Origin of the sequence: Mesorhizobium sp. B1-1-5, assembly GCF_006443065.1 — a bacterium.
Classification (GTDB): Bacteria; Pseudomonadota; Alphaproteobacteria; order Rhizobiales; family Rhizobiaceae; genus Mesorhizobium.
Map to the genome: position 1 here is coordinate 17,236 of NZ_VFWS01000059.1, position 12,194 is coordinate 29,429.

Consider the following 12,194-nt stretch of genomic DNA (forward strand, 5'->3'; position numbering starts at 1 on the left):
TTCGGTCCGAATTGCACGTTTCAAGCCGGCTTCGCGGCCTCCCGCTTGAGCCGCTCGATCGCCATCAGCACGCGTTCCGGCGTCGCCGGAGCATCGAGGCGTGGACAAATCTTGTGACCGGCAACGCTCGCGACGGCGTCCGACAGCGCATGCAGCACCGACATGCCGTGCGGCAGCGGTGGCTCGCCCACCGCCTTTGAGCGATGAATGGTCGGTTCATAGGCCGAGGACCAGTCGGTCAGCTTGACGTTGAAGATTTTCGGACGGTCGGACGCGAGCGGGATCTTGTAGGTCGACGGCGCATGCGTGCGCAGCCGGCCGCTGTCGTCCCACCACAGCTCCTCCGTCGTCAGCCAGCCCATGCCCTGGATGAAGCCGCCCTCGACCTGGCCGAGGTCGATAGCCCGGTTCAGCGAACGGCCGGCGTCATGCAGGATATCGGTGCGCTCGACGACATATTCGCCGGTCAGCGTGTCGACCGAGACTTCCGAGCAGGCCGCGCCATAGGCGTAATAGTAGAAGGCATGGCCGCGGCCCTTGCTGCGGTCCCAATGGATCTTCGGCGTCTTGTAGAAGCCTGCCGCCGAGAGCTGGATGCGATTGACATAGGCCTGCTTGACCAAATCGTTGAAGGCCACTTCCTGGTTGCCGATGCGCACCCGGTTGGGCAGGAACACGACCTGATCGTGCGGCACCTGATACTTGTCGGCGGCGAAATCGGTCAGCCGCTTGCGGATCTGGCGAGCGGCGTCCTGCGCGGCCATGCCGTTGAGGTCGGCGCCGGAAGACGCGGCCGTCGGCGAGGTGTTCGGCACCTTGGCGGTGGTGGTGGCGGTGATCTTGACCCGGTCAAGGTCGATCTGGAACTCCTCGGCCACGACCTGCGCCACCTTGAGGTGCAGGCCCTGTCCCATCTCGGTGCCGCCATGGTTCATATGCACGGAGCCGTCGGCATAGACATGCACCAGCGCGCCGGCCTGGTTGGCTTCCGTCTTGGTGAAGGAGATGCCGAACTTGACCGGCGTCAGCGCCAGACCGCGCTTGATGAAGCGGCTGTTGTTGTTAAAGGCGCCGATCTCGCGGCGGCGGCGCGCATAGTTCGCGCTTTCCTCCAGCTCGGCCACGATGCGCTGGATGATGCAGTCCTCGACCTTCTGGTGGTAGGGCGTGACGCTGCGCTCGCCGATGGCCTCCATCGGATCGTAGAAATTCAGCTTGCGGATTTCGAGCGAATCCTTGCCGACGGCGAAGGCGACCTCGTCGATGACGCGCTCCGCGCCGACCATGCCCTGCGGGCCGCCGAAGCCGCGGAAGGCGGTGTTGGAGACGGTGTTGGTGTAGAGCGGCGCCGATTTCGCATGCACAGCAGGATAGAAATAGGCGTTGTCGCAGTGGAACAGCGCGCGGTCGCCGACCGGACCGGAGAGGTCGGCGGAGAATCCGCAGCGCAGCGCATAGGTGAAGTCGACGCCCAGGATGTTGCCCTCGTCGTCGAAGCCGACCTCGTAGTCGATGGCGAAGTCGTGCCGCTTGCCGGTGGCGGTCATGTCCTCGTCGCGGTCGAGCCGGATCTTCACCGCGCGCTTCAGCTTCTTGGCGGCGATCGCGGCGATCGCGGCGCACTGGTTGGCCTGCGTTTCCTTGCCGCCGAAGCCGCCGCCCATGCGGCGCACTTCGACTGTCACCGCATGGCTCGGCACGCCGAGCGCATGGGCAACCAGATGCTGCGTCTCGCTCGGGCCCTGCGTCGAGCAATAGACGACGACCTCGTCGTCCTCGCCGGGGATCGCCAGAGAAACCTGGCCTTCGAGATAGAAATGATCCTGGCCGCCGAGCCACATGCGGTTCTTGATGCGGCGAGGGGCGGCGGCAATCGCCGCGGCGGCATCGCCGCGCTTCAGGATCAACGGCGTGGTGACCTGCTTGTCGTTGACCGGGTCGAGATTCCAGATGTCGATGACGGCCGGAAGCTCGTCATACTCGATTTTTGCGAGACGTGCCGCGCGGCGCGCTTCCTCACGCGTCTCAGCGACCACGGCGAAGATCGGCTGGCCGTAAAACTCAACCTTGCCTTCGGCGAGCACCGGATCGTCATGCATGTTGCTCGGCGAAACATCGTTCTCGCCGGGCACGTCGGCATAGGTCAGCACATCCACCACGCCCGGCGCCGAACGCACGGCCGACAGGTCGACGCTTTTCAGCGTGCCGTGCGCGATCTTGGAGAGGCCGAGGCCAATATGCAGCGTGCCGGCAGGCTCCGGCATGTCGTCGATATAGACGGCGGCGCCGCTGACATGCTTGTGCGCGGAATCGTGCCGCTGGTCGGTGGCGACCCCGCCTGCGATCTTTTCCGCCTTGAGATTGGGAGTGGCGTGCTTGTTCATTTAGCCTCCTTCCCTTCTCCCCGTTCACGGGGAGAAGATGCCGGCAGGCAGATGAGGGGCAGCGCCGTCGCCGATTGTTTTTCGCAAATTCGTCAATATCGGCGCTGCCCCTCATCCGACCCTTCGGGCCACCTTCTCCCCGTGAACGGGGAGAAGGGGGCTACCCGCGACGGTCCGGCGCTTTGCCTTGATGTGTTGGATTGCGGGCGCATCAGGCAGCCTCGTTGCGCGAGACCTGGAACGGCGCCTTCGTTCCTGTCGTCTCGACATAAAAGCGCAGCAGAAGGTTCCTTGCCGCCAGCGCCCGGTATTCGGCGGTCGCCCGCATATCGGTGAGCGGCGTGAAGTCCTTGGCGTATTGCGCCATCGCTGCCTCCACCGTCGCTTCGTTCCAGACTTTGCCGATCAGCGCCTTCTCGACCGCCGCGGCGCGCTTCGGCGTCGCCGCCATGCCGCCATAGGCGATGCGGATGTCGGCCACCGTGCCGTCCTTGGCCAAGGTCAGGTAGAATGCCCCGAGCGTCGCGGTGATATCCTCGTCGCGGCGCTTGGTGACCTTGTAGACGGCAAACTTCGTTCCTTTTGCCGGCACCGGCACATGCACGGATTCGACGAATTCGCCAGGCTGACGGTCCTGCTTGCCATAGGCGATGAAGAAGGTTTCGAGCGGTATGGTGCGGCGGGCCTCGCCCTTGCGCAGCGTGAGCTGCGCGCCGAGCGCGATCAACGGCGGCGGCATATCGCCGATCGGCGAGCCGTTGGCGATGTTGCCGCCGATGGTGCCCATGTTGCGCACCTGTTCGCCGCCGATGCGGTCGACCAGCGGTCCCAATGCCGGGATACGCTTCGACAGCGTTTCGAAGGCTTCGGTGTAGGTCACGCCGGCGCTGATGGTGATGACGCCGTCTTTTTCCGAGGTCGTACGCAAGCCGTCGAGGCCGCCGATGAAGATCGCCGGCGAGATGTCGCGCATGTGCTTGGTGACCCACAGGCCGACATCGGTCGAACCGGCGATGATGGTGGCGCCCGGTTCCTTCTCAAGCAAGGCGGCGAAATCGTCGACGCTGGCCGGCACGATCAGCCGCGCCTTGCCCGACCCGATCTCGACCCTGGCGCCATCGCGCAGTGCCTTCAGCCGCGCGGTGATGTCGTCGCGCTCCACGGCCAGCGGATCCTTAGCCGCCTTGCCGTAGCTCGAAATGGCGTGCGCGGCGCGCATGATCGCGTCATAGCCGGTGCAGCGGCAGAGGTTTCCCTGCAGCGCTTTTTCGATCGCCGCGTTGGACGGATCGGGCGTTTTCATCCACAGCCCGTAGAGCGACATGATGAAGCCCGGCGTGCAGAAGCCGCATTGCGAGCCGTGGAAATCGACCATCGCCTGCTGCACGGGATGCAACTTGCCCGGCTCGCCACGCAGATGCTCCACGGTGACGATATGAGTGCCGTCCAGCGAGCCCATGAAGCGGATGCAGGCATTGACGCTTTCATAGACCAGACCTTCGGCGGAGAGCTTGCCGACCAGCACCGTGCAGGCGCCGCAATCGCCCTCGGCGCAGCCTTCCTTGGTGCCGCGCAACGAGCGGTTGAGCCGCAGCCAGTCGAGCAAAGTCGCATCGGGCGCGACGTCTCTCAGCGCCACGTCGCTGCCGTTCAAGATGAAGCGTATTTCGTTGCGGGTCTCAACCATGTCTCAGCTCCCCCGATAGGTCGAGTAGCCATAGGGCGAAATCAAGAGCGGGACGTGATAATGCAGCTTCTCCGCCATGCCGAAGCGGATCGGCACGATGTCGAGGAAAGCAGGTTGCGGCAGGTCGATCCCTTGGCCGCGCAGATAGTCGCCGGCGGCGAAGACCAGCTCATACTCGCCGGTGCGGAAATCGGCGCCGGCAAGCAGCGGCGCGTCGCAGCGCCCGTCATCGTTGGTGGCGACGGTCTTGAGGTGCGTGCGGCCCTGGCCCTCGATGCGAAAAAGGCCGATCGACAGGCCCTTGGCAGGCCGACCGGTCGCGGTGTCGAGCACATGGGTCGTCAGGCGCCCGTCATCGGCTTTCGACGTCTCTGCCACTGGCCGCCTCCCATTTCCAGCACGACCGATTGGCCGGTTCAGTTTCAGGTCAATTGTGCGCCAATTAAAGGCCATGCATAAGCCCCGGTCGAGCGGAGCGTGGCAAAAAGCACTTTCAAAAATTTTCGGGGGAATGCATGCGCACTCCTTTCGATATCTTCATCTCGACCATCGGGCAGGAGCGGCAATGCGTTACGATCGGGACATGCGCGGTTACGGGGCAAATCCGCCGGACCCAAAATGGCCCGGCGGCGCGCATGTGGCGGTGCAGTTCGTCGTCAACTATGAAGAGGGCGGCGAGAACTGCGTGCTGCATGGCGACAAGGCTTCGGAAGCGTTCCTGTCCGAAATCGTCGGTGCCGCCGCCTGGGTCGGCCAGCGCCACTGGAACATGGAATCGATCTATGAATACGGCGCGCGGGCCGGCTTCTGGCGGCTCCACCGGCTGTTCACCGAAGCGCAAGTGCCGGTGACCTGCTACGGCGTCGCCACCGCGCTGGCGCGCTCGCCCGACCAAGTGGCCGCCATGCAGGCGGCTGGCTGGGAGATCGCCTCACATGGCCTGAAATGGATCGACTATCGCGACCACTCGGCCGAGGACGAGCGGCGCGATCTCGAAGCGACGATCAAGCTGCATTACGAGGTGACCGGCGCGCGGCCGACCGGCTGGTACACCGGCCGCACTTCGGTCAACACGGTACGGCTCGTCGCCGAGGAAGGCGGTTTCGACTACGTCTCCGACACTTATGACGACGAACTGCCTTACTGGTTCGACCGCGACGGGCTGGAGAAGCCGCAGCTCATCATCCCCTACACGCTCGACGCCAACGACATGCGCTTCGCGACGCCGCAGGGCTTCAACTCCGGCGACCAGTTCTTCGCCTATCTGAAGGATAGTTTCGATACGCTCTATGCCGAGGGCAAGGCGGGCAGGCCGCGCATGATGAATATCGGCCTGCATTGCCGGCTGGTCGGCCGTCCCGGTCGGGTGGCGGCACTGAAGCGCTTTGTCGATTACGTGAAGTCGCACGACAAGGTCTGGCTGACGCGGCGCATCGACATCGCCAGGCACTGGCGCGAGACGCATCCTTATCAGGCGCCGGCGCTGCGGCCGTCGCGGATGGGGTTCGAGGAATTCGTGCATGCCTTCGGCGGCGTGTTCGAGCATTCGCCCTGGATCGCCGAGCGCGCCTACGAACTGGAACTCGGGCCCGCGCATGACAGCGCCGGCGGCCTGCACAACGCGCTCTGCCGCGTCTTCCGTGCGGCGAGCGAGGCCGAACGGCTTTCCGTGCTCAACGCCCATCCGGACCTCGCCGGCAAGCTGGCGGCGGCCAAGCGGCTGACGCCGGAATCGGCCAAGGAGCAGGCGTCCGCCGGGCTCGACGCGCTGACCGACAAGGAACGCGAGCTGTTCTCGAAACTCAACGCCGCCTATGTCACCACCTTCGGCTTCCCTTTCATCATCGCGGTCAAGGGCAAAACCAAGGACGAAATCCTGGTGGAGTTCGAGGCGCGGATCGGCAACAGCCGCGGCACCGAGCTCGAAACCGCCTGCAAACAGGTCGAACGCATCGCGCTGCTTCGCCTGAAAGACATGCTCCCGCAATAACGCCAGGGATCCCCATGGACATGATCAAGACTGCCGAGCGAACCTATTATGCGCCGCATGGCGGCCATCCCGGCCAGAACGAGCTTTTGACCGGCCGCGCCGTCTTCACCGAGGCCTATGCGGTCATCCCCAGGGGCGTGATGCAGGACATCGTCACCAGTCCGCTGCCGTTCTGGGACGAGACGAGGGCCTGGATCATCGCAAGGCCGCTCTCGGGCTTCGCCGAGACGTTCTCGCAATATATCGTCGAGGTCCTGCCCGGCGGCGGCAGCGACCGGCCGGAACTCGATGCCGGCGCCGAGGGTGTGCTGTTCGTCGTCGAGGGCGAGCTCACCGTATCGCTTGCCGGCAAAAAACACGTGCTTGCCCCTGGCGGCTTTGCCTTCCTGCCACCGTCGAGCGGCTGGACGGTGCGCAACGAGAGCGGCAGCGCCGTCCGCTTCCACTGGATTCGCAAGGCCTATGAGGCTGTCGACGGCCTCGACGCGCCGGAAGCCTTCTTCTCGAGCGATCAGGACGTTGCGCCAAGCCCGATGCCGGGCACCGAAGGGCGCTGGGCAACGACCCGCTTTGTCGACCCGGCCGACATGCGCCACGACATGCACGTCACCATCGTGACGCTGAAGCCCGGCGCGGTCATCCCCTTCGCAGAGACCCACGTCATGGAGCACGGGCTTTATGTGCTCGAAGGCAAGGCGGTCTACCGCCTCAACCAGGACTGGGTCGAGGTCGAAGCCGGCGATTTCATGTGGCTGCGCGCCTTCTGTCCGCAGGCCTGCTATGCCGGCGGCCCCGGCAATTTCCGCTACCTGCTCTACAAGGACGTCAACCGTCACGCCAGGCTTGGCGGCTATCTTGGGGGCAAGGCGCGGTGAGCCGCATTGTCGCCCAGCCACTCACCCGCGAGACCTTCGCGCCCTTCGGCGACGTCATCGACATGGGCGGCGACAACCGCTACCCGATCAATGGCGGCAAGGCGATGCGCTATCACGACCTCGCCACGGCGGAAGCCGCAGGCCCGAATGCGCGCGTGCTGATCTCGATGGTGCGCGGCACGCCCTATGAGATGCCGCTGAAGCTCACCATGGTCGAGCGCCATCCACTCGGCAGCCAGGCCTTCATCCCGCTGTCGCCGCGGCCGTTCCTGGTGGTCGTCTGCCATGACACGAAGGATGGCCCGGGTGAACCGCATGCCTTTCTCGCCGGCCCCGGACAAGGCATCAACTACCGCCGCAACCTGTGGCACGGCGTGCTGACGCCAATCGGCGAGGAGCAGGATTTTCTCATCGTCGACCGCGGTGGCGACGGCTCCAATCTTGAAGAGTTCTATTTCTCGCATCCCTACGAGATCCACCTTCACTGAAAGCTCGCGATTCCCATGACCGACATTTCGCTGATCGACCGCCTGCTCGATGTGATCGAGCACGACATCGTGCCGAAGACAGCGCAAGGCGTCGCCCATGGCAACAAGCTGTTCGGCGCCGCGATCCTGCGAAAGGATGACCGCTCGCTGGTGCTGGCCGAGACCAACAACGAGACGGAAAATCCGCTCTGGCATGGCGAGGTGCATTGCCTGAAGCGCTTCTACGAGATGCCCAAGGCCGAGCGCGTCGACACCAAGGATGCGCTGTTCGTCGCCACGCACGAGCCCTGCTCGCTCTGCCTGTCGGCGATCACCTGGACCGGTTTCGACAATTTCTACTACCTCTTCAGCCATGAGGATTCGCGCGACAGTTTTGCCATCCCTCACGACCTGAAGATCCTGAAAGAGGTCTTCACCCTCGATCCTGGCGGCTACAATGCCGAGAACGCCTATTGGAAGAGTTTTTCCATCCGCCGGCTGGTCAGGGCTTTGCCCGAGGCTGAGCGCCAGCGGCTGGAGGCTCGGATCGGCAGGATTGCGGCGCGCTATGACGAGCTGTCGGACACCTATCAGGCAAGCAAGGCCGACAACGACATCCCGCTGAACTGAAATGTATAGCCTACCTTAGCTTCGCGTTTTTCAGCACTTCATTTATCCGTGCCTGCCAACCCTTGCCGGTCGCCTTGAATTTTCTGACAACGTCCTGGTCCAGGCGGATGGAGACGACTTGCTTTGGTTTCTCCAGGGCCGGTCGGCCACGGGAACGCCTTATGCTCTCGAAAAGTTCCGGGAGCGCTTCCGCGAAAGGCTTGGCTTGTGCCAACTGTTCGTCGGTCGCCTCCCCGTCCTCGGGATCGGCAGCAATCTGTCTTTGAATTTCGGCTTCCTCGGCATCGGTAAGCCGCCGAATGTGTGACTTAGTGTTGCTCATACACGGACCTTTCCTTTCGGCTGGCATGACGCATCGAGATCACTGAGATCGCCTCGGAACCAAGCGGCCTGAAGATCACGGCGAGAATGATCTCTCCAAATTCTCCAATCGCCTTCAGCCGACCGGCCTTGGCCGGGATGACAATTGACGTGGCAAAAAATTCGATATCGAGATCAGCGAAGTCGAGACCCCGGCTTGCGAGGTTCGTCACCCGTTTTGGCTCATCCCAAACGATTTTCAGGCGAGATCATCCAGTCGGTCCACATCAGGGCCACGTGAATAAACGTAATACACAAATTAATCGAGAAATACAAGAAAGCCGGATGATCGGAGGGTGCGTTCGCTAACGACCCAGGTCGCATTTTTTGATGCTCCAGTCGCGAATGGCGATTGAAAGTCTGCGCACCGCGGAGCGTTATGCGCTCCATGAAAACCGTCACCGAATTCCCCCGCAAGGTCGTCGAATTCCCCGATATGGGCATCGTCATGCCGGACGGCTGCCGGCTGTCGGCGCGCGTCTGGATGCCGCAGGACGCCACTGACGATCCGGTGCCGGCGATCCTCGAGCACCTGCCCTACCGCAAGCGCGACGGCACCATTTTTCGCGACCAGCTCACACATCCCTATTTCGCCGGGCACGGCTACGCCTCGATCCGCGTCGACATGCGCGGCAATGGCGATTCCGAAGGGCTGATGGACGACGAATATTCCGAGCAGGAATTGCAGGATGCCTGCGACGTCATCGCCTGGGCGGCGGCGCAGCCCTGGTGCAATGGCAATGTCGGCATGATGGGCATTTCCTGGGGCGGCTTCAACTGCCTGCAGGTGGCTGCCAAGCAGCCGCCCGCGCTGAAGGCGGTGATCAGCCTATGCTCGACCGTCGACCGCTATGCCGACGACATCCACTACAAGGGCGGCTGCCTGCTCTTGGAAAATTTCGGCTGGGCCTCGACGATGCTGTCCTATTCGTCGCGGCCGCCGGATCCGGCGATCGCCGGCGGCAATCGCTGGCGGGATTTGTGGCTTGGCCGGCTGGAGAACCAGCCCTTCCTTCTGCCACTCTGGCTCACCCACCAGCATCGCGACGCCTATTGGAAGCGCGGCTCGATCTGCGAGGATTTTTCGGCGGTGAAAGCGGCCGTGCTGTCGATAGGCGGATGGCATGACGGCTACCGCAACACGATTTCCAATCTCGTCACCAACATCGAGTCGCCGGTCAAAGGTATCGTCGGTCCCTGGATCCACAAATACCCGCATTACGCCGGGCCCAATCCGGCTATCGGCTTCCTGCAGGAAGCGCTGCGCTGGTGGGACCGCTGGCTGAAGGGCGCTGAAACCGGCGTCGAAGCCGATCCGGACTACCGCGCCTATGTGATGGACAGCGTGCGGCCGGCGCGCTGGCACCCGGAACGGCCGGGCCGCTGGGTGGCCGAGCAGATCTGGCCGTCGGCCAACATCAAGCTTGAAACGATCGAGCTCATCCCCGACGGCGCCAAGCCCGCGATCGTCGCGTCGCCGCAGACCTGCGGACTTGCCGGCGGCGAATATTTTCCCTTCACCTTCGGGCCGGAACTGCCGGGCGACCAACGCCCCGACGACGCGCTGTCGGTTTGTTTCGACCAACCCGAGCTCGGCGAAGCGATCGACATAGTCGGGGCGCCGGAGCTCGAGGTCCAGCTTGCCTCCGACCGGCCGCGGGCCAACATCGCGGTGCGGCTTTGCGATGTGCATCCGGACGGCGCCTCGGAGCTGATCTCCTATGGCGTGCTCAATCTCACGCACCGCAACTCGCATGAATTCCCCGAACCGTTGGTTCCCGGGGAGACGGTTTCGGCGCGCGTCGTGCTCGACCAATGCGCCTATCGTGTGCCGGCCGGCCACAAATTGCGCATCGCCGTTTCGACCGCTTACTGGCCGATGATCTGGCCCTCGCCGGAACCGGTGCGGCTTGATCTCGCCAAGGCGACGCTGAGGCTGCCGCTGCGTCCGCTGGCGAGAGGGGATGAGGTTTCGTTCCCCGAGCCGGAAGGCGCGACGCCATGGGCGACCGAGACGATCAGGCAGGCGAATTCCGAACGTCATGTCGATCGCGACGAGAAGACCGATCTGGTCACACTCTCCATAACCGACGATTTCGGCGAGGTGCGCGACATCGACCATGGGCTGGTCAATGGCAGCATCGTGCGCGAGACATGGACGATCCATCCCGACGACCCGCTGTCGGCCACCGGAGCCACGCATTGGACGCAGACCCTGTCGCGCGATGAATGGTCGGTGCGGACCGAGACTTTTGCCAAGATGCGATCGGACGCCGCAAACTTTATCGTCAGCGCCAGAATCGAAGCCTATGAGGGCGAAAAGCTGGTCTTCGAACGCGACTTCGAGCAGGCGATTCCCCGCTCGCTGGTTTGAGTCGAGGCAAGATTGGTCCAAATGCGGCGTGCGATTTACGCCACCGCATGTCGCATTCGGTCTTGCCTGCCGCTTTCCCTTACGGTCATTATCTCCTCCAATAGCAAGAACGACCCTAAGGTCGGATATCCAGAGTGAGGAACCTTAATGTCCAACGAACTCGACTATCTCAGCCGGCGAGTCGCGGCCGGAAAACTTAGCCGTCGCGATTTTCTCGGGCGCGCCGCGGCGCTCGGCGTCGCCGCCACCGTTGCCAACTCGTTGCTCTCCAACGCCGTGCGCGCCGCCGGCCCGGTCAAGGGCGGCACGCTGAAGGCCGGCCTGCAGGGCGGTGAATCCACCAACAGCCTCGATCCGGCGACCTTCCTCAGCCAGGTTCCCTTCGCCTTCGGCAAATGCTGGGGCGAAACGCTGGTCGAGCTCGCTCCGGGCGGCGGCGTCGAATACCTCATCGCCGAGGAGATCGGCTCTTCGGACGACGCCAAGACCTGGACGATGAAAATCCGCAAAGGCGTTCAGTTCCATAACGGCAAGGAAGTGACGCCGGACGACGTGGTGGCGACGCTGAAGCGCCACAGCGACGAGAAGTCCAAGTCGGGCGCGCTGGGCGTGCTGAAGAGCATCGACACCATCAAGGCCGATGGCGGCAATGTCGTGGTCACGCTGAAGGACCCGAACGCCGACATGCCTTACCTGATGGCGGACTATCACCTGATCATCCAGCCGAATGGCGGCATGGACAAGCCGGATGCCGGCATCGGCACCGGCCCTTACAAGGTCACCACCAACCAGCCCGGCGTGAAACATGGCGGCGAGCGTTTCGCCAATTACTGGCAGGCCGACAAATACGGCCATGCCGACCAGGTCGAGATCGTCGTCGTCAATGACCCGACGGCGCGCATGGCCGCGCTCCAGGGCGGCCAGGTCAACATGATCAACCGCGTCGAGCCGAAGATCGTCGATCTGGTCAAGCGGCTGCCCGGCGTCACCATCCGCGCCGCTTCGGGCCGCGGCTTTTATCCCTTCAACATGTTCTGCGACACCGCGCCCTTCGACAACAACGATCTCAGGATGGCGCTGAAGCTCGCCATGGACCGCGAGGAGATGCTGACCAAGATCCTGCGCGGTTACGGCGAAGTCGGCAACGACATGCCGGTCAACAAGGCCTATCCGCTGTTTGCAGGCGATTTCGAGCAGCGCAAGTTCGATCCGGAAAAGGCGGCCGCGGCCTACAAGAAATCGGGCCATAGCGGCTCGATCCTGCTGCGCACGTCCGACGTCGCCTTCCCGGGCGCCGTGGACGCCGCTCAGCTTTATCAGCAGAGCTGCGCCAAAGCCGGCATCAAGATCGAGATCAAGCGCGAGCCGGGCGACGGCTACTGGACCGAAGTCTGGAACAAGCAGCCTTTCTCGCTCTCCTACTGGGG

At 63.6% G+C, this 12,194-nt stretch carries 11 protein-coding genes; 6 read left to right on the forward strand and 5 right to left on the reverse strand.

Annotation, left to right across the window (positions count from 1 at the left end):
• Positions 1–20 precede the first annotated feature (20 nt).
• The 3 genes from xdhB to uraH all read right to left on the reverse strand — a co-directional run bounded on the left by xdhB (position 21) and on the right by uraH (position 4,449).
• Positions 21–2,384, reverse strand: coding sequence for a xanthine dehydrogenase molybdopterin binding subunit (gene xdhB / locus FJ980_RS18190; protein ID WP_140545068.1), 2,364 nt, complete (start codon positions 2,382–2,384; stop codon positions 21–23).
• A gap of 211 nt (positions 2,385–2,595) precedes the next feature.
• Positions 2,596–4,071: a xanthine dehydrogenase small subunit gene (gene xdhA, locus FJ980_RS18195; RefSeq protein ID WP_140545071.1), complete on the reverse strand. Its 1,476-nt coding sequence runs from the start codon at positions 4,069–4,071 to the stop codon at positions 2,596–2,598.
• A 3-nt stretch (positions 4,072–4,074) separates the two neighbouring features.
• Positions 4,075–4,449 carry a hydroxyisourate hydrolase gene (gene uraH / locus FJ980_RS18200; RefSeq protein ID WP_140545073.1) on the reverse strand — a complete coding sequence of 125 codons (375 nt, stop codon included), beginning with the start codon at positions 4,447–4,449 and terminating at the stop codon, positions 4,075–4,077.
• A 187-nt stretch (positions 4,450–4,636) separates the two neighbouring features.
• Between uraH and puuE the strand changes: the two genes are divergently transcribed.
• The 4 genes from puuE to FJ980_RS18220 are packed head-to-tail and all read left to right on the forward strand — an operon-like array spanning position 4,637 to position 8,033.
• A complete protein-coding gene (gene puuE, locus FJ980_RS18205; protein WP_140545075.1) occupies positions 4,637–6,061 on the forward strand; it encodes an allantoinase PuuE in 1,425 nt (474 codons plus the stop codon).
• A gap of 14 nt (positions 6,062–6,075) precedes the next feature.
• Positions 6,076–6,936, forward strand: a complete 861-nt coding sequence (locus FJ980_RS18210) for a bifunctional allantoicase/(S)-ureidoglycine aminohydrolase (protein ID WP_095769408.1) — start codon at positions 6,076–6,078, stop codon at positions 6,934–6,936.
• Positions 6,933–7,424 (forward strand): ureidoglycolate lyase, encoded by a 492-nt coding sequence (locus tag FJ980_RS18215; RefSeq protein ID WP_140545077.1) that lies wholly within the window; start codon positions 6,933–6,935, stop codon positions 7,422–7,424. The genes FJ980_RS18210 and FJ980_RS18215 overlap by 4 nt, the downstream gene beginning before the upstream one ends.
• Before the next feature lie 15 nt (positions 7,425–7,439).
• A complete protein-coding gene (locus tag FJ980_RS18220) occupies positions 7,440–8,033 on the forward strand; it encodes a nucleoside deaminase (RefSeq protein WP_140545079.1) in 594 nt (197 codons plus the stop codon).
• A gap of 10 nt (positions 8,034–8,043) precedes the next feature.
• Here the strand turns inward: FJ980_RS18220 and FJ980_RS18225 are convergent, their stop codons facing one another.
• Together FJ980_RS18225 and FJ980_RS18230 are read right to left on the reverse strand one after the other, a co-directional pair.
• Positions 8,044–8,355: a BrnA antitoxin family protein gene (locus FJ980_RS18225; RefSeq protein ID WP_140545081.1), complete on the reverse strand. Its 312-nt coding sequence runs from the start codon at positions 8,353–8,355 to the stop codon at positions 8,044–8,046.
• Positions 8,342–8,596, reverse strand: a complete 255-nt coding sequence (locus FJ980_RS18230; protein ID WP_140545083.1) for a BrnT family toxin — start codon at positions 8,594–8,596, stop codon at positions 8,342–8,344. Before FJ980_RS18230 ends, FJ980_RS18225 begins: the two co-directional genes overlap by 14 nt.
• 185 nt (positions 8,597–8,781) lie before the next feature.
• Here FJ980_RS18230 and FJ980_RS18235 point away from each other — a divergent pair, with 185 nt between their 5' ends.
• Together FJ980_RS18235 and FJ980_RS18240 are read left to right on the forward strand one after the other, a co-directional pair.
• Complete coding sequence (locus FJ980_RS18235) at positions 8,782–10,767, forward strand: CocE/NonD family hydrolase (RefSeq protein WP_140545085.1); 1,986 nt, start codon at positions 8,782–8,784, stop codon at positions 10,765–10,767.
• A gap of 147 nt (positions 10,768–10,914) precedes the next feature.
• Positions 10,915–12,194, forward strand: a 1,280-nt coding sequence (locus tag FJ980_RS18240) for an ABC transporter substrate-binding protein (protein ID WP_140545087.1), incomplete at its 3' end; no start/stop codon positions are given.